The organism is Agrobacterium sp. CG674 (assembly GCF_053521645.1).
In genome coordinates this window covers 349,054-366,092 of the sequence record NZ_JBNWDZ010000001.1, presented here as the reverse complement: position 1 = coordinate 366,092, position 17,039 = coordinate 349,054, and the positions used below count along the sequence as shown (strand labels likewise).

At 56.6% G+C, this 17,039-nt stretch carries 15 protein-coding genes and 1 tRNA gene; 6 read left to right on the top strand and 10 right to left on the bottom strand.

Translation table 11 applies throughout. From position 1 onward, the window contains the following. Positions 1–19: 19 nt before the first annotated feature. From phoU to phoR, 6 genes are all read right to left on the bottom strand, one after another. Positions 20–736 carry a phosphate signaling complex protein PhoU gene (gene phoU, locus ACQZ51_RS01800; RefSeq protein WP_448774792.1) on the bottom strand — a complete coding sequence of 239 codons (717 nt, stop codon included), beginning with the start codon at positions 734–736 and terminating at the stop codon, positions 20–22. A 92-nt stretch (positions 737–828) separates the two neighbouring features. After that, a complete protein-coding gene (gene pstB, locus ACQZ51_RS01795; protein ID WP_448774790.1) occupies positions 829–1,644 on the bottom strand; it encodes a phosphate ABC transporter ATP-binding protein PstB in 816 nt (271 codons plus the stop codon). Between the two features lie 14 nt (positions 1,645–1,658). Then, positions 1,659–2,981 (bottom strand): phosphate ABC transporter permease PstA, encoded by a 1,323-nt coding sequence (gene pstA, locus ACQZ51_RS01790; RefSeq protein ID WP_448774788.1) that lies wholly within the window; start codon positions 2,979–2,981, stop codon positions 1,659–1,661. Beyond that, complete coding sequence (gene pstC, locus ACQZ51_RS01785) at positions 2,978–4,462, bottom strand: phosphate ABC transporter permease subunit PstC (protein WP_448774787.1); 1,485 nt, start codon at positions 4,460–4,462, stop codon at positions 2,978–2,980. Before pstC ends, pstA begins: the two co-directional genes overlap by 4 nt. A 271-nt stretch (positions 4,463–4,733) precedes the next feature. Then, the gene (locus tag ACQZ51_RS01780; protein ID WP_448774785.1) at positions 4,734–5,768 is read right to left on the bottom strand and encodes a substrate-binding domain-containing protein; all 1,035 of its coding nucleotides are present in this window, start codon (positions 5,766–5,768) and stop codon (positions 4,734–4,736) included. Positions 5,769–5,980: 212 nt separating this feature from the next. Continuing rightward, positions 5,981–7,240 (bottom strand): phosphate regulon sensor histidine kinase PhoR, encoded by a 1,260-nt coding sequence (gene phoR / locus ACQZ51_RS01775; RefSeq protein ID WP_448774783.1) that lies wholly within the window; start codon positions 7,238–7,240, stop codon positions 5,981–5,983. A gap of 204 nt (positions 7,241–7,444) precedes the next feature. Here phoR and ppk2 point away from each other — a divergent pair, with 204 nt between their 5' ends. Further along, positions 7,445–8,326 carry a polyphosphate kinase 2 gene (gene ppk2, locus ACQZ51_RS01770; RefSeq protein ID WP_448774781.1) on the top strand — a complete coding sequence of 294 codons (882 nt, stop codon included), beginning with the start codon at positions 7,445–7,447 and terminating at the stop codon, positions 8,324–8,326. 74 nt (positions 8,327–8,400) lie between these two features. On the opposite strand, the gene ACQZ51_RS01765 is transcribed toward ppk2, so the two are convergent. Further along, positions 8,401–9,591 (bottom strand): hypothetical protein, encoded by a 1,191-nt coding sequence (locus ACQZ51_RS01765; protein WP_448774779.1) that lies wholly within the window; start codon positions 9,589–9,591, stop codon positions 8,401–8,403. A gap of 261 nt (positions 9,592–9,852) precedes the next feature. Here ACQZ51_RS01765 and ACQZ51_RS01760 point away from each other — a divergent pair, with 261 nt between their 5' ends. The 4 genes from ACQZ51_RS01760 to ACQZ51_RS01745 all read left to right on the top strand — a co-directional run bounded on the left by ACQZ51_RS01760 (position 9,853) and on the right by ACQZ51_RS01745 (position 12,309). Next, positions 9,853–10,467, top strand: a complete 615-nt coding sequence (locus tag ACQZ51_RS01760) for a hypothetical protein (RefSeq protein ID WP_448774777.1) — start codon at positions 9,853–9,855, stop codon at positions 10,465–10,467. Positions 10,468–10,560: 93 nt separating this feature from the next. After that, entirely contained in the window at positions 10,561–10,995 is a 435-nt protein-coding gene (locus tag ACQZ51_RS01755; RefSeq protein ID WP_448775721.1) for a DUF6678 family protein, read from the top strand. 155 nt (positions 10,996–11,150) lie between these two features. Then, positions 11,151–12,107 carry an NAD(P)H-dependent flavin oxidoreductase gene (locus ACQZ51_RS01750; protein ID WP_448774775.1) on the top strand — a complete coding sequence of 319 codons (957 nt, stop codon included), beginning with the start codon at positions 11,151–11,153 and terminating at the stop codon, positions 12,105–12,107. Positions 12,108–12,233: 126 nt separating this feature from the next. Next, positions 12,234–12,309: transfer RNA gene (locus ACQZ51_RS01745), tRNA-Thr, on the top strand. A gap of 55 nt (positions 12,310–12,364) precedes the next feature. Here ACQZ51_RS01745 and ACQZ51_RS01740 read toward each other — a convergent pair. Both ACQZ51_RS01740 and rhaI read right to left on the bottom strand, forming a co-directional pair. Then, positions 12,365–12,775, bottom strand: coding sequence for a hypothetical protein (locus ACQZ51_RS01740; RefSeq protein WP_448774773.1), 411 nt, complete (start codon positions 12,773–12,775; stop codon positions 12,365–12,367). Between the two features lie 426 nt (positions 12,776–13,201). Continuing rightward, the gene (rhaI, locus tag ACQZ51_RS01735; RefSeq protein ID WP_448774771.1) at positions 13,202–14,494 is read right to left on the bottom strand and encodes an L-rhamnose catabolism isomerase; all 1,293 of its coding nucleotides are present in this window, start codon (positions 14,492–14,494) and stop codon (positions 13,202–13,204) included. An 89-nt stretch (positions 14,495–14,583) separates the two neighbouring features. Here rhaI and ACQZ51_RS01730 point away from each other — a divergent pair, with 89 nt between their 5' ends. Continuing rightward, on the top strand, positions 14,584–14,742 hold the full coding sequence (locus ACQZ51_RS01730; RefSeq protein WP_042618061.1) for a YqaE/Pmp3 family membrane protein: 159 nt from the start codon (positions 14,584–14,586) through the stop codon (positions 14,740–14,742). 18 nt (positions 14,743–14,760) lie between these two features. Here ACQZ51_RS01730 and ACQZ51_RS01725 read toward each other — a convergent pair whose 3' ends face one another. Continuing rightward, positions 14,761–16,854 carry a bifunctional rhamnulose-1-phosphate aldolase/short-chain dehydrogenase gene (locus ACQZ51_RS01725; RefSeq protein ID WP_448774770.1) on the bottom strand — a complete coding sequence of 698 codons (2,094 nt, stop codon included), beginning with the start codon at positions 16,852–16,854 and terminating at the stop codon, positions 14,761–14,763. Between the last annotated feature and the right edge of the window lie 185 nt (positions 16,855–17,039).

The window sequence follows — 17,039 nt, the reverse complement described above, 5'->3', positions numbered from 1 at the left end:
CGCCAGTCGTATAGAGAATTCACTCGGTCACTGCACCAAGCATGTTGGAACTATCGTCCTTCGGGCGGTCGCCCTCGGGCTGGTTGCCAGTGGCCATGTAGTAGATGGTTTCCGCGATGTTGGTCGCATGGTCGCCAATGCGCTCAATGTTCTTGGCGCAGAACAGGAGATGCGTGCAGGTGGTGATGTTGCGCGGATCTTCCATCATGTAGGTCAGCAATTCGCGGAACAGCGATGTGTACATCGCGTCGATTTCCTCGTCGCGTTCGCGGATGGCCTGCGCCTTTTCAACCGAACGGGTGGAATAGACATCAAGAACTTCCTTGAGCTGAACCAGAGCAAGCTCGGAGAGATGCTCGATACCACGGGCCAGCTTGCGTGGAACGCCTGTGCCGGCAACAGCGAGAACGCGCTTGGCTGTGTTCTTGCCAAGGTCGCCAACGCGCTCCAGATCAGCGGCGATGCGCAGCGTTCCGATGACTTCGCGCAGGTCGGCAGCCATGGGCTGGCGCTTGGCTATCGTCACGATCGCCTTGTCGCCAATTTCGCGCTCGGCGTGATCGAGAATGGTGTCATCAGAAATCACCTTCTGCGCCAGGGCCGAGTCCGAATTGACCAGCGCACGCACGGCGTCGGCGCACATCTGTTCGGCAAGGCCACCCATTTCGGCGATCCGGCGGGTCAGGAACTTCAACTCGTCATCATAGGCGGACATGATATGGTTTGGTGTCGGCATGTTCGAATTCTCCAGTTAGATGACGCCACCCGCCAAGCTCGCAAAGGCTCAGGCGGGGTGGCGTGGATGCTATGACACGACAGAGGGCAGGATCAGCCGAAGCGACCCATGATGTAGTCCTGTGTGCGCTGGTCATCCGGGTTGGTGAACATCTTGTCGGTATCATTTTCCTCAACCAGATGGCCGAGGTGGAACATGGCCGTGCGCTGAGACACGCGCGCCGCCTGCTGCATGGAGTGCGTGACGATGACGATCGTGAAATTGCTGCGCAACTCGTGGATCAGCTCCTCGACCTTTGCCGTTGCGATGGGGTCGAGCGCCGAGCAGGGCTCGTCCATCAGAATGACTTCAGGCGAAACGGCGATGGCGCGGGCAATGCAAAGGCGTTGTTGCTGACCGCCGGACAGGCCGGTACCGGATTCGTGCAGGCGATCCTTGGCTTCGTTCCACAGGCCGGCCTTCTGAAGGCTGGCCTCTACGATCTGGTCCATATCGGCCTTGCTGCGGGCAAGACCGTGAATGCGTGGACCATAGGCAATGTTTTCATAGATTGTCTTCGGGAACGGGTTCGGCTTCTGGAACACCATGCCGACACGCGCGCGCAACTCCACCACGTCGATCGCTGGATCGTAGACATCGTCCTCATCGAGCGTGATCTTGCCGGTGACGCGGCAACCGTCGATGGTGTCGTTCATGCGGTTCAGGGTCCGCAAGAAAGTGGACTTGCCGCAACCGGATGGGCCGATCAAAGCTGTCACCGTGTTTTCGCGAACGTTGAGGTTCACATCGTACAAGGCGCGCTTCTCGCTGTAATAGACAGAAACGTCCTTGCCGATCATCTTGTACGAAACTTCATTCATTTTCTTGTCCAGCGCCTTTTCAACTGCTGTATCCGACAACATGTTCATAACCTTCAACTCCTCTACCAGCGCCGTTCAAAGCGCCGACGCAACAGGATTGCGCCAACATTCATGACGATGAGGAACATCAGCAGGATGATGATAGCGCCGGATGTTCTCTCAACAAAGGCACGTTCTGCTTCGTTCGCCCACATGTAAATCTGCACCGGCAGGGCCGTGGATGGATCCATGGGTGTTGTCGGATAGTTCGTAACGAAGGCAACCATGCCGATCAGAAGCAATGGTGCGGTTTCACCAAGGGCATGCGCCAGACCGATGATGGTGCCGGTCAGAATGCCGGGCATGGCAAGCGGCAGAACATGGTGGAAAATCGTCTGCATCTTGGATGCGCCGAGGCCAAGAGCCGCAGCACGGATGGAGGGTGGCACTGCCTTCAGCGCCGCACGGGTGGCGATGATGATGGTTGGCAGCGTCATGAGCGTCAGCACCAGACCGCCAACCAGCGAGGCCGAGCGCGGAAAGCCCATGAAGTTGATGAAGACCGACAGACCGAGCAGACCGTAAACAATAGAAGGAACGGCAGCCAGATTGTTGATGTTGACCTCGATGAGATCCGTCAGGCGGTTCTTTGGTGCAAACTCTTCCAGATAGATGGAGGCTGCGACACCGATGGGCAGAGACAGCACCAGCACGATCAGCATCATATAGAACGAGCCGATGAGAGCCACGCCAACGCCGGAGGCTTCCGGACGGCTGGATGCGCCGTTGAAGAAGATGCCAGTGTTGAACTGCTTGGCAATCTGGCCAGCATCGGACAATTGCTTGACCCATGCGAGCTGCTGATCGGATATGCGGCGGTTCTGTTCATTGACGGTCAGGTCGACCTGACCCTTGAAGGCGCTGTCGAGATCGCCTGACGCCAGAAGGGAAACCGTGCGTGTCGTGCCGATGATAGCAGGATCGGCAACGACGACATCACGAAGCTGAACGCGGATACCATCCGAAATCATCGCAGACACACCACGCAGAGCCGTGCGGTCATCCAGCGAAACGCCGAGTGCCTTGGCCACCGCATTGCGAGCGACGAGCGGATAGTTGGCCGTAACAAGCTTGGCCGGGTTCTGTGCACGCACATTGTCCGGATCGATGATCTGTTCAGAGAACTCGACCGGGACCGTGATCATGGTCTGCTGGAACGCTGTGTAGCCCTTGCCGACGACCGACCAGAGCAGAAGAAACAGGAACAGCAAGCCGAAGGTGATGGCTGCGAGACCGTAGGTGCGGAAGCGGCGCTCGGAGGCGTAGCGGCGTTTGATGCCGATATCGCGCCGGACCTTCTTCGTTGCGGCTGGGGCAATTGTGCCCGGAGTAACGACGTCGGTCATTCGTACTGCTCCCGGTATTTGCGCACAATATAGAGCGCGTAGATATTGAGGCAAAGCGTGATGGCAAAGAGGGTGATGCCAAGCGCGAAGGCAACCAGTGTCTGTGGCGAGGTGAACTCAAGGTCACCCGTCAACTGGCTGACGATCTTGACGGTGACGGTGGTCATCGGCTCGAACGGGTTGAGTTGCAGGCGTGCTGCCACACCTGCGGCCAGCACCACAATCATGGTTTCACCGATGGCACGCGAGGCCGTCATCAGGATCGCGCCGACGATGCCTGGAAGGGCTGCCGGAAGGATGACCTTCTTGACGGTTTCAGAGCGGGTGGCACCCAGACCGAGTGAACCGTCACGCATTGTGCGTGGCACGGCGGTGATGATGTCATCCGACAGCGACGAAACGTAAGGGATCAACATGATGCCCATGACGAAGCCAGCGGTGATGACGCTCTGTGCCTGGATGAAGTTCGTGTAGTCGCCGGTCGCCAGTCCGTTGATCTGCGAGGAAATGTCGCGCAGGAACGGGCCGACAGTTGTGAGCGCGAAGAAGCCGTAAACGATGGTCGGGATACCCGCCAGCACTTCCAGCAGCGGCTTTGCAACCGAGCGGAAACGAGGGCTTGCATATTCGGCCATGTAGATGGCGGAAAACAGACCGACCGGCACGGCAACCAGCATGGCGACGAAGCCAATATAGAGCGTGCCTGCCAGAAGCGGAATGAGGCCGAACTGACCAGCGCTATCAGTGGCACCAGCAGCAGCGAAGCGTGGGTCCCACACGGTTCCGAAGAAGAACTGGTGAGCGGGCACCATGTTGAAAAACTGAATGGCTTCCGTCAGCATCGACAGGACAATGCCGATGGTGGTGAGAATGGCGATGGATGATGCCACCACCAGAGCTGCCAAAATGACCTTTTCGACATTGTTGCGCGCCCTGAAACGTGGGGCAATGCCGCGCATGGCATACATCGCACCGCCCAGCGCCACGACAAGCACAACAAGGACCATTCCGATCTGGCTGGTCGCGGACATGGTGTTCAGCGTTTCGGCTGCCTCCACCATGTATGGCTCTGGGTCTCCGGCAATCGCAACACCCTTGGAGCCCAGCAAAGGACGCAGGGTAGCCGGATCTGCTTTCGCCGCAGCGAATTCTTCCGGTGTCAGACGCTCAAGCCCGCGCGCAATCGAGCCGACCATGCCGTAGCTGAGGCCCTGTTGGGCTTCTGATTGTGCCTGAATGTCGTCTGGAAAAGACGCACGCACCGCTGAAGTGATGACGAGAGGGCTGATGACTAGCCAAAGCGCCAGAATGAAGGCAGCAGGAAGAACGGCCCAGACGAGAACATAGGAGCCGTGATAACCCGGCCGGGAATGCATTTTTGTGGTGCTTGCGCCCACCATTGCGACTGCGCGACGTGTGCCAAGCAAATAGCTGGCTATGCCGATCAGCGCCAATATCAGTAAAAGAATGGATGTGTTCATGGAGACTTTCCTCGGCGCATCAGAAAAAGGGATGCGGTATCAGGCAGCTTTGTTATTTGCACATCGGATCGTCCGAAGGCCGGGCTGACCTTTCAGTCATCGGGCTTCGCGACAGGCGGCGTAGTCCCCTGCTCGGCTTCGGCTTCCAGATTGATAGATCCTATTCATCGGGTCGTATGAACATCCGGTAAATAGGGCCTGTCAGCCCATGAGCGCCTTGGCAGACAGATAGATGGGAGGCGCGGCATCACTGCCGCGCCTCCCGTCCGGATTACATGACCTTACCGGTTTCGAACTGGGCGCGGATTTCCTTGCGCTCTGCTTCAGGAGCAGCAACCAGGCCGTAGTTGGACAGCGGAGAGTCTGGGCCGATCATCTCGTCGGAAACGAAGAACTCAACATATTCCTTCAGGCCAGGAATAACGCCGAGATGCGCCTTCTTGACGTAGAAGAACAGCGGGCGAGACACAGGGTACTTGCCGCTTGCAACGGTTTCCGTGGAAGGAACAACGCCGCTGACGGTTGCAACCTTCAGCTTGTCCATGTTGTTTTCATAGAATGCGAGGCCGAATACGCCAACGCCGGTCTTGTTGGCAGCGATGCGTGCCAGCGTTTCCGTGTAGTCGCCGTCGATATCGACAGCAGCGCCGTCTTTACGAACTGCAACGCACTTGGAAGCAGCCTGCTTGGCGTCTGCAACGAGACCCTTGATTGCGGCAGTCGCGCCAGATTCCTTGCAGCCGTCAGCCATGATCTTCTCTTCGAAGACTTCGCGTGTGCCATGCTTGGAACCAGGAATGTAAGCGGCGATCGCTACATCTGGCAGTTCCTTGTTGACTTCCGACCACTTCTTGTAAGGGTTGGCAACGAGCTTGCCGTCCTTCACGATTTCAGCGGCTAGACCAAGGTACAGGTCCTTTGGCTCGAGCTTGACGTCCTGGTTGGACTTGTCCATCGCGAAGACGATGCCGTCATAACCGATCTTGACTTCCTGAACGTCGGTAACGCCGGCTGCCTTGCAAGCTGCCAGTTCGTCAGACTTGATGGCGCGCGAAGCGTTAGCAATGTCGATGGTGCCTTCACCAACGCCAGAGCAGAATGCCTTCAGACCGCCGCCTGTGCCGCCGGACTCAACAACTGGAGCCTTGAAATCAGGGAATGTTTCAGCGAAAGATTCAGCAACGATCTTTGCGTAAGGCAGAACGGTGGACGAACCGGCTACCTGGATCTGGTCGCGAGCAGCGGCAGCGCCTGCAAAGGCAACCGAAGCTACCAGGGCTGCTGCGGACAATTTTACGATATTCATGTGACTCTCCCGTAGGGTGCCCGCGGTGGGCTTTTGTGAACGCTGCCGGCAGAGTTTTACCCTATCACCCAAACTGGGCTACCCCGGCGGCTTCTTCATAACCAGTCTTGCCACACCCTTTTATGTCATTTCGGTGAAGTATTTGTGACAATCTAGTTGATTGATTTTAAAACGCTTTTTTGATTTCCTACGGGACGAGGAAATCATTTATGTCAAAATCTGACGGTGAAGTCCGTTCCCACGTCCATTTCCGAACGGATAATCAGACGAGCACGGTGTCTGGTGAGGATATGCTTGACGATGGCGAGCCCTAGACCGGTGCCTTTTTTGGAGCGGCTGTCTGCGACGCTGACCCTGTAAAACCGCTCGGTCAGGCGCGGAACATGCTCTGCGGGAATGCCCGGCCCCTTGTCCAGAACGCTAACCTCGATAGGTTTGCCAGCCAAGGATTTCAGGTGCACGTCGACCACCTTGCCTTCCTGACCGTATTTGCAGGCATTCTCGACCAGGTTCTGGAAGACCTGCACCAGCTCATCCCGGTCCCCCGTTACCTCGACCTTCTCATCCGTGACATGGAGATTGATCGTGACATCGAGGTCTTCGGCAAGCGGCAGAAGCGCATCCCGAACGTGGCCCAGAAGCGGCACAAGATCGACCTTCTGGTCCGGCGCAATATTGGCGCGCAGTTCCAGCCGCGACAGCGACATGAGGTCGTCAACCAGCCGGCTCATGCGGGTTGCCTGATCCAGCATGATGCCCAGGAACCGCTCGCGGGCCTTGGGATCATCGCGCGCCGGACCCTGCATGGTTTCGATAAAGCCACGCAAGGACGCAAGCGGGGTTCGCAACTCATGGCTGGCATTGGCGACGAAATCGCTGCGCATGCGGTCGATGCGGCGCGTTTCAGAAACATCGCGAAAGGACAGGATGTAGAGCGCGGCCTGCGCCTCCCCCGGCACGACTGCAGGCGCGATGCGCACGATGAAGACGCGCTCGGACGGCAGGCGCTCGGAATGTTCGGTCTGGTTCGTCTCTCCCGTCGCAATGGCTTCTCTGATGACGTCCAGCAGCCCGGGCGAGCGCATGCGACCAGAAATATGTGAGCCGATGGGCAGCACGCCAAATGCTCGCTCGGCAGCAGCATTTTCAAAGAGAACGCTGGCATTTCGATCCAGAATGAAAACCGGCATATCGAGCGCGGCGAGGCCCGAACGCACACCGGCAATGAGGCTCTCGGCCACTTCCTGCTCGTCCTCAACGGGTTGCGATGCCTGCGCCTTCACATCCAGCGAGGGTCTGGCGTTGACGGTGAGAATGGCCAGAACGGCCGCAGCCCACAAGACGGCTGGAACAACGGGAGACATCCATTCGAGTGACGCGACGACGGCCAACATGGAGACGACCAGAATGGGCAGCCAGCTGTGCCGAAGCTGGCTCAGATACCGTCTGGCGCTGCGTTCACTCCCTATCATCTCCATTCACCCTATGCCTTTCGTCGCAAAATCGCCCATCGAACCCTTTTATCCCTCTTTCATGACAGAGATTCATCACTATGTCTTTTCCCACAGTTTGATATCCATGTGTGGTGGAGGCTCAGCGCGATGAGCTCTTTTCATGCGATCTTTCATGCGACGTGAACGACAGGTCGGCAACGACTGCACCCAAAGGGAGCCAGAATGAGCGAAAACGCCAAGGACCGCTCCGTTGAACTTCAGATCAACGGAAAAACACGCATCTTCAACATCGACGATCCGGTTTTGCCGGATTGGGTGGAAGACGCCAAGCTGACGGCTGGCGGATTTCCCTATGACAAGAAGATGAACCGCGAAGAGTATGACAAAACGCTGGAAGCGCTGCAGATCGAGCTGGTCAAGGTGCAACACTGGTTGCAGGCGACAGGCACCCGCGTCATGTCCGTTTTCGAAGGCCGTGATGCGGCGGGAAAAGGCGGTGTCATCTCGGTCATCATGGAGTATCTCAACCCTCGTGCCGCGCGCATCGTGGCCCTGACCAAGCCGACGGAAACCGAGCGTGGGCAATGGTATTTCCAGCGTTACATCTCGCATTTTCCAACGGCTGGCGAATTCGTGATGTTCGACCGCTCCTGGTATAACCGGGCCGGCGTCGAGCCAATCATGGGGTTCTGCACGCCGGAAGAGCACAAGCGGTTTCTGAAAGAAGCGCCGCGCCTTGAAAAGATGATCGTTCATGAGGGAACGCATCTGTTCAAGTTCTGGCTGGACACCGGCCGCGAAACCCAACTTGATCGTTTTCACGATCGTCGGCATAGCCCGCTGAAAGCCTGGAAACTGTCCGATATGGACATCGCGGCGCTGACCAAATGGGACGACTACACCGCCATGCGTGACCTGATGCTGGAAAAGACGCACAACGACGAAGCGCCATGGACCGTGATCCGCGCCAACGACAAGCGCCGCGCTCGCATCAATCTCATCAAGCACATTCTGAAATCACTGGATTATGAAGGCAAGGACAAGAAGGTGATCGGCGATATCGATCAGAAGATCCTTAGCTCAGGACCTGATTTTCTGAAGTGAGAAGCTGCAAGCGTGGCGTGAGATCCCCTCTCCCTTCACAGGCCGACACCCGGCCTGTGAAGGGAGAGTCCTGATCATTCGCCCGGCAGGATTCGCGCCGAATAGAGGTTGACCGGGCGTCCGTTGCCATCGACATCGCTGTTGATGATGATGCGGCCCGCGCTGCTGGGTGCCAATGTGCGGTCGAATGTGACATTGATCAGCATATCGGCCCGCTCCGGCGTTGCGGTGAAACGGTGGCGCGCGCAAGTTCCAAGGCTTCCGAAATCGCAGCTGATGGAGAGCTGGGTCTGGCGGTCGCTGGAGGATTGCAAGGTCACGGCGATGGTCGAGGATTTGCCTGCCATTTCGCGCAACACCTCTGGCGGAACGGTAATCCCCACATTGCCATCGGCTTCCGACACACGTGAGGTCAGGCGTATCGCCTTTCCGGCAGCGGTGGAAATGGGCTCGACAACGGCGAGAGATCCTGTCTGAAGACCCTGATTGCCTCGCTCGGCATTGAATACCTCTTCCCAGGCATCGGAAAAGCCGCGACCGGCCTCACGGTTCTGCGGTGGAGCCTCTGGCGCACCGGTGAAATCTTCCGATTGCACCTCTGGCGGCGGGTTGGGCACGCCGGTGTCACGCTCTGCCGGGCTCAGCAATATGCCTGAACTGTAAATCCACCATGCGCCGAAGCCGAGAAACGCGAGCAGCGTGAAGTAAATGAACAGCCGCGCAACCACGCCCTTCTTACGGCGGGCCTTTGCCGCCCGCTCTGGCGTAAACGACAGGGAGGCGGCGTCTTCGGCACGGGTGGAGCGCGCATCGGGTGCGGTCACACCGCGTTCGGCATGAAAATCATCGATGCTGGGGCTCGGGATGGGCCTGCTGTCAGGCGTGTCATCCAGCCGCTCTGCGCGCAGTTGCGGCTCAACCGGCAGCGCATCGTTTTCCTCAACCCTGTCTTCAGGCTTTGCCACCTGCGGCGCTGCTCTTGCCGCTGGCGGAACAACGGGCGCCGGGGCGCGTGCCGTTTCCCGGCGCACATGATCTTCCACCACACTCAGCAGGCGGTTTCGCTCTTCGTTTTCAATGGCGTGAACAAGAACCTCAAGCCGCTGGCGCTGCTGGGCCACCACTTCCGGGTCATCTATGCCTTGCTTGCGAAGCCCCGCTTCCAGCGCCTGGCGTGAGGATTGGTAAATCCGTGCCCGAACCTCGGCGCTCGATCGGTCCGATTTTTCGAGGGCATTTCTGATTGCCGTTTCCAGTCCGCTCACTATCGGTCCTTTTCTTGCCATCCGAAAGGCTTTTGCGGCATAGCGCCATTGTTTACGATTCGGTAACGTCTCGCTTGCCCATCCGCAAGAGAAGTATTTGGCAAATGTCAGAATGTCGTGGGAAAACATGCATGAAAGGCCGAGCCGTGGGCGCGGTTGGGCAATTGCGGTTGGCTTAGTCCCGTTGACAAGTCAGAATATGAACCTCAATTTTGGGGGAGTGACGAAACCCACCACCAAGATTATTTCATCGAGATCGCAATGCCGCCGATCAACTCCCGTAATTTCGACATTCAGGATATTGGCCTTCGAGCGAAGGGCTTGGAGCCAGGTTCAGTTGCGGACGAAGAGGTGGACTTTGCTCGAAGCGTCCTTCGCAGCCGCAAGGGAGATGTTTGCGGGGCGATCCAGATTGTCGGACTTTGCGGCAAAATTGGCGACGCGACGCTTCTGGAAGCGTATCTGCATGGCGACGACAACAACTTATACGCCGAATATGCCTTGAAGGCGTTGTGTCGCTACCTGCGGCTGATTGATCGGTATCGGCCTCTTTTGCGTCAATGGATGCAGATGAAGGATGACGAAGGCTCTCGCCGTATGGCCGCGATCCATTTGGCGAGCGAATATTTCTCAGGGTTTGAAGACCAAGAATTGGGACGTTATCTCATCGATGTGCTTTGCAACCTGGAAGATCGTTTACGCGGCTCCGTTCGCGACGTGTTGGTTGATATCCTTAAGATGAGAAACCAGCTCAATGACCCTTTCGGTTTGAAGTTCGAAGAGTGGGACGAAGAAACAGCTCTCGTCGTAAAAGCTGCAGCGGAGAGGTTCGAATATCCCAGCTGGAAAATATCACATGGTAACGCCATAAATTAACTTGTTAAATTCCTGAGCCCAAGAAAATGTACGGCAATTTTAGGCTGAGTATTTCTAAGATAGCGTCGAAGCAGGCATCGACCGACCCCTTGAATTTTCGCGTCCAGCGAATGGAGGAGCGACTTTGGACCAAACACACGCAAGCTTCTCCAGAAACGAGGATTGGCCTCGCATATGAACGACACAAAATGGCGGGAACTCTGTGCAGGAATAGAGGAACTTCCATTTCCTCCGGCCTATCAAGTCAAATTGCTCAACGAGGGCGAGCCAAGCCCTTCTATAATCGATTCTGCGACCACAGACTGGGGTAGAACGCCAGAGGGCGAACTAGGAGTCCACGTTGAGTGGATCAAGATAGTCCCCAGATACAAGCGCCATGTGGGACGCCTCGTTGCGCCGATTGTTGAAGACTGCTCGGATCTACTACGCTCATTGCTCAAACGGCTTCGTATTCCTTTTGTTGAACGCGATGACCTTTTTACGGTTTACGGGCATGCTCCTGCTACTCGCTGCCCATTTTCAGCTTAATCTAAGCTTTACGATCCATTCCTTCATCCAAGGGAGATGCAGCGACCTTACCGCCCTTGCCACCCAGCCAAAGCCAGCCGCTTTTTTCGCTTTTCAATGCCGTCCCGCTTCGCTACATCTTACGTGCGCGTAAACGTCATTCATGGGGAGGAAACATGCTGCCGTCTATACTCAAGGACAATCTTCGACTGCCGGTCATTGCGTCGCCGCTGTTCATCATTTCCCACCCGGAATTGACGCTGGCGCAGTGCAAGTCGGGTGTTGTTGGCTCGTTTCCGGCGCTGAATGCCCGCCCTGAAAGCCAGTTGGACGAATGGCTTGCCATGATGACGGAAGATCTTGCCGCCTATAATGCAGCCAACCCGGAGAAACCGGCGGCGCCCTTTGCTGTCAACCAGATCGTTCATATGTCGAACAAGCGGCTGGAGCATGATCTGGGCCTTTGCGTGAAATACAAGGTGCCTGTTGTCATCTCGTCGCTCGGTGCCGTGCCGGAAGTCAATGCCGCGATCCATTCCTATGGCGGCATCGTGCTGCATGATGTCATCAACAACCGCCACGCAAACTCCGCCATCCGCAAGGGTGCAGACGGACTGATCGCCGTGGCCACAGGCGCTGGTGGCCATGCGGGCACGCTTTCGCCCTTTGCTTTGGTGCAGGAAATCCGCGAATGGTTTGACGGCCCCCTGCTTTTGGCGGGCGCCATCGCCAATGGCGGCGCAATTCTGGCGGTACAGGCCATGGGCGCTGACATGGCCTATATCGGCTCCCCCTTCATCGCCACGACGGAAGCGCGGGCAAGCGAGGCGTATAAGCAGGCCATCGTCGATGCCTATGCCAACGACATCGTCTATTCCAACTACTTCACCGGCATTCACGGCAACTACATGAAAGCCTCCATCATTGCCGCAGGCATGGACCCTGACAATCTGCCCGTGGCAGACCCTTCAAAGATGGATTTTGGAGCCGCAACCAGCGGCGCAAAGGCATGGAAAGATATCTGGGGCGCAGGCCAGGGCGTGGGTGCCGTCAAGGCCATCGAACCCGTCTCAGCCCTTGTCGATCGTCTGGCCGGAGAATACGCAGCAGCGAAGGCGCGGATTTGCGGGTAGATCAGAAAGAACGGAATCGGCGCCGATGGATTTTTATCGCAAGCCCCATTCAAGACTTGAAATCCATCCGCAATGCCTGTATCAGCCCGCCATATCAACGCGCCGACAAATCTCGGCAGCCGGTACGCCGCTTTAGCTCAGGTGGTAGAGCACATCATTCGTAATGATGGGGTCGCAGGTTCGAGTCCTGCAAGCGGCACCATTTACTAAAATGGCTCTTTTGCACGCCGACGCTCACATATTTGGCTTGACGCTTGTTACTTCAACACCATGATTTTGATTGCCATTTCTCTTATTTTCCCGTCTCCGTACGGAGTCCGTAAAACAAGCGTGTCTGGACCTGAATAACCCGGCTTTGACGTGTAATAAGCGACGACACCCATGACTTTACCGGAGTTACACTTTTCGAGCTGTCCTTTGGACGCAGGGAAAACATGCTCTTTGACGATCTCTATTTTGCCGTGAGATGGGGATTTAATAACAGGGAGTGGCGGAATATCCGCCAGGGTGCAATCATTATTGATGTGATAGTTCTGGCCCAGCTTTGTTCTAACGCCGCTAAGAACGGTTCGGCTGACATTTTCTTTCCTGTAGCTATCTTCAGCAAAGGCCGAGCTTGTGCACAGGATTAAGAGCAGTGAAATAATGACACGACACGTCAATTGCATAGTTCACCCAACCATCTGAAGCGAAAGATTTTCTTCAAATATCAGGAGCTAATTGTCGTGACAATATAAGTGTAGGGGGCGCGGCAGATATTGAAGGCTCAGCCACAAATACCACACACTAAGGTTGTGGCTGCACCGTCGTCCTCGGGATCAAAGTCCCGTCCTGACTTTGTGGTGAGAGTTGCCTGTCGCCGTTGAGGAAGGCTATGCTGAGCACGATGCAGACGAGGGCGCACAGCAGGGCTACGAATATCAGGCCGGATCTGTCTATTGGCTTCTTCATGCTTCGCTAACATAAGCGTGATTGTGGAGATGGTTGGGCGTGGGACACATTTCTTTAAAGTTGGATATATTTGGTTACAAATGCATGAAGGCGGGAACCAGCCCACCTTCATCTGTTAACCTTTGGCCCAAGCACGAGCGCTATCAGATAATGCCGCCGCTGCCGCCTTTGGTCTCTGGGCGCTCAGTTGCGACCTTGGCGCGATAGCCGCTGGCGCGGTAGGTGGCAACGGGGTCGATTGCGCCGCCTGCACGTCTGCGCGCTTCAGCCAAAATAGCCTCGACATCGGTGCGATAGGCGCGTTTCAGCGTGTCGGATGCCATCAGCGCGTCATTATCCTGCTGATATCCATCCAGAGCGACACGGTCCACCAGAAGCGCCTGCGCATAGGCGCGGCGGATTTCGTTGGCGCTGGAGATGAGGCTTTCAATCGGGTCCGTCACATTGTGCGACTGGTCGATCATGTGGGCCGGGTGGAAGCCTTTGACGCCGCGGTGGTCTGCATCGACCAACTCGTTGAAGACGAGGAACAGGCGGTAGGGATCGATGGAGCCTGCATCCAGATCATCATCGCCATATTTGCTGTCATTGAAATGGAAGCCGCCGAGCTTGCCGAACTGAATGAGGCGGGCGACGATCATTTCGATGTTGGTGTTGGGCGCATGGTGGCCGAGATCTACGAGGCAAAATGCCTTGTCGCCCAGCGTGTTGGCAATCAGATAGTTGGTGCCCCAATCCTGCACCACCGTCGAATAGAAGGCGGGCTCATACATCTTGTGTTCGGAAAAGATGCGCCAATCATCCGGCAAAGCCTTGTAGATATCGGCCATGGCGGAGAGGTACCGCTCGAAGCTTTTTGTGAAATTGGTCTGGCCGGGGAAGTTGGAGCCATCGCCCACCCACACCGTCAGCGCCTTGGAGCCGAGGGCGTTGCCGATTTCGATACATTCGATGTTGTGCTCCACGGCTTGCGCCCGCGTTGCAGCATCGGCGTGGCTGAGAGAGCCGTATTTGTACGAATGCGGCTGGTCCGGCGCATCCGAAAACGTATTGGAATTCATCGCATCGAAGCCGAGACCCAGAGCGTCGGCATGGGCTTTTAGGGTTTTCGGGTCCTGTTTGTCCCAGGGAATATGCAGGGAGACATTGGGCGTTGCTGTGGTCAGTTGGTTGATGACGGCGCAATCATCCAGCTTGTCGAAAATGCCGCGCGGCTCACCCTTACCGGGAAAACGGGCAAAGCGCGTACCGCCGGTGCCCACACCCCAGGATGGAACGGCCACGAAGAATTTCGACACCTGCTCCGTAATGGCCTCGATATCGATATTGCGCCGCGCCAGATGCTCGCCCAGCGCTTCGAAGTCAGATCCGTGGGCCGCCTGGCGTTTTTCGTTCTCGCGCTCGACAATATCTGCGGCAATCTTCATTTCAACCATGTCTTCCTCCCGGTCCGCGCCCCCATTTGAAACCAATCCGGCGTTTCCCACGTTATGTGGGCAGCAACAAACAGACGGGATATTCAATCGTGGACGTAATTCGTATTATTCTTGCCATCTTCCTGCCGCCGGTCGGCGTGTTTCTTCAGGTTGGCCTTGGCCTGCATTTCTGGCTCAACATCCTGCTAACGCTCTGCGGTTACATCCCAGGCATCATTCACGCCATCTGGGTTATCCTGCGCAAGTAAGCCTATTTTCACCCGCACTTAGCGGGTGAAACTTTGCGCATTGCCCGCATCGACATTGATGATGTTGCCGGTCGATTTGGCCGAAGCATCTGATGTCAGGAAGTAGATGGCTTCCGCTATATCCTCCGGGAAAACATTCAGCTTCAGCATGGAGCGATTGCGATAATGCTCCTCGAGATCGGTCACTTCGATCTTCGAGGAAGCAGCCCGCTGCTCCCGCCACTCCCCATTCCAGATTTTCGAACCGCGCAGAACCGCGTCAGGATTGACCGTGTTGACGCGGATGCCCGCATCTGCTCCTTCGAGCGCCAGGCAGCGCGCAAGGTGGATTTCAGCAGCCTTTGCCGTGCAATAGGCAGAGGCGTTGGGCGAAGAGGCCAGACCGTTCTTGGATGCGACGAAAACCACGTTGCCGCCGAGCTTTTGACGGCGGAACAGCCGGAAGGCTTCGCGCGAGACGAGGAAATAGCCGGTTGCCAGAATGTCGATATTCTTGTTCCACATGGCAAGCGTGGTATCTTCGACAGGCGCAGACGAGGCAATGCCGGCATTGGAGACGAGAATATCGACGCCACCGAATTCCACGCTGGCTTCAACAAAGGCTGACAACACCGCGTCTTCCTTGGTCACATCAAGCTTGACGATGCGAACAGCGTCAGAACTGAACCGCTTTTCGAAATCGCCCTTGGTGGCGTCCAAAGCGCCTTCGTCAATATCGGCCAGCACCACGCAGGCACCTTCATTCGCCAGACGTTCCGCCGTTGCGCGCCCGATGCCACCGGCGCCGCCGGTGATTAAGGCGACGCGGCCCGCCAAGCTTTTTGGCTTTGGCATACGCTGAAGCTTTGCCTCTTCCAAAAGCCAGTATTCGATATCGAAGGCTTCCTGCTCCGGCAGGCCCTGATACTCGGACACTGTAGAAGCCCCGCGCATCACATTGATGGCGTTGACGTAAAACTCACCGGCAATGCGCGCCGTCGCCTTATCCTTGGCAAAGGACATCAGACCGACGCCGGGAATGAGGAAGATCACCGGATTTGGGTCACGAATTTTAGGCGAGTTGTCGTGCTTGCAGGCTTCGTAATATCTGACGTAATCGGCGCGGTAATCGGCAAGCGCCTGATCAAGACCGGCAAGCAGCGCATCCACGTCGGGATTTGCCGTATCGAGATCGAGGATCAGCGGGCGGATTTTGGTGCGCAGGAAATGGTCGGGGCAGGATGTGCCGAGCGCGCCGAGGCTTTTCAAATCCTTGGAATTGACGAATTCCAGCACGGCATCCTGATCATCGAAATGGCCAAGCTTGCGCTCATCACGACCAATACGGCCACGAATTTCCGGCATCAGGCGGGCAGCGATGGCCCGGCGTTCGTCTGAAGGAAGGCTTTTGGCAACCGCACCGCCGAAAATGGTCTTGCCTTCCGTTTCAGCCGCAAACCATGTGATGGCCTTGTTGATGATCTCAAGCGTCAGCTCGTAGCAGGTCTTGGCGTCATTGTCCCAGGTAAACAGGCCGTGGCTTTCCAGCACCACGCCCTTGGCAGTGGGGTTTGACTTGACGAAGGCTTCGAGGTCGAGACCCAGCTGGAAGCCGGGGCGGCGCCATGGCAGCCAGCCAATATCGGACCCAAAAATCTGTTGCGTCAGCTCTTTCGAATTCTTTGAGGCGGCAATGGCGATGATTGCATCCGGGTGCATGTGATCGACATGGGCAAACGGCACGAAACCATGCAGGGGCGTATCGATGGAAGCGGCGCGCGGGTTGAGATTGAAGGTGCAATGGGGCAGGAAACCGACCATGCGGTCTTCGTCTTCCACACCCTTATAGATGGTTTTCAGCGCTTCCAGCTTGTCGAGGTAAAGCGTGGCAAAGCCATCAAGCTTAATGGTGCCGACATCTCCGCCCGAACCCTTGACCCACATGACGCGGACCTTTTCGCCCGTCAGCGGATCAATTTCCAGCACTTTTGCGGAGGTGTTGCCGCCGCCGTAATTGGTGATGCGCTTGTCTGCGCCCAAAAGATTGGAACGATAGAGCAGCTTGCCCGGCTCATCGAGTGTTGCCGCATAGGCATCATCCCAGCGGTTTTCGAGAAGACCCGTCTGGCCCATCGCAATATCCTCCCATGTCGTTTATCGCAGACCTTGAACACCGGCCCGCCTCCCAATGCAGGCAGGTATCGCGCATTCAAAACGACAATGTCAATCACAAACGATCATATATTTTCATGCTGCATCGCACAATTGTTTATTTTGATCGAACTTGATTGACAACGTCAGATCTTTACGAATAACTG

Bases quoted from the DNA above. Each gene is read 5' to 3' on its own strand.
- phoU (WP_448774792.1), bottom strand. From the start codon at position 736: ATGCCGACACCAAACCATATCATGTCCGCCTATGATGACGAGTTGAAG.
- pstB (WP_448774790.1), bottom strand. From the start codon at position 1,644: ATGAACATGTTGTCGGATACAGCAGTTGAAAAGGCGCTGGACAAGAAA.
- pstA (WP_448774788.1), bottom strand. From the start codon at position 2,981: ATGACCGACGTCGTTACTCCGGGCACAATTGCCCCAGCCGCAACGAAG.
- pstC (WP_448774787.1), bottom strand. From the start codon at position 4,462: ATGAACACATCCATTCTTTTACTGATATTGGCGCTGATCGGCATAGCC.
- ACQZ51_RS01780 (WP_448774785.1), bottom strand. From the start codon at position 5,768: ATGAATATCGTAAAATTGTCCGCAGCAGCCCTGGTAGCTTCGGTTGCC.
- phoR (WP_448774783.1), bottom strand. From the start codon at position 7,240: ATGATAGGGAGTGAACGCAGCGCCAGACGGTATCTGAGCCAGCTTCGG.
- ppk2 (WP_448774781.1), top strand. From the start codon at position 7,445: ATGAGCGAAAACGCCAAGGACCGCTCCGTTGAACTTCAGATCAACGGA.
- ACQZ51_RS01760 (WP_448774777.1), top strand. From the start codon at position 9,853: ATGCCGCCGATCAACTCCCGTAATTTCGACATTCAGGATATTGGCCTT.
- ACQZ51_RS01750 (WP_448774775.1), top strand. From the start codon at position 11,151: ATGCTGCCGTCTATACTCAAGGACAATCTTCGACTGCCGGTCATTGCG.
- ACQZ51_RS01740 (WP_448774773.1), bottom strand. From the start codon at position 12,775: ATGCAATTGACGTGTCGTGTCATTATTTCACTGCTCTTAATCCTGTGC.
- rhaI (WP_448774771.1), bottom strand. From the start codon at position 14,494: ATGGTTGAAATGAAGATTGCCGCAGATATTGTCGAGCGCGAGAACGAA.
- ACQZ51_RS01725 (WP_448774770.1), bottom strand. From the start codon at position 16,854: ATGGGCCAGACGGGTCTTCTCGAAAACCGCTGGGATGATGCCTATGCG.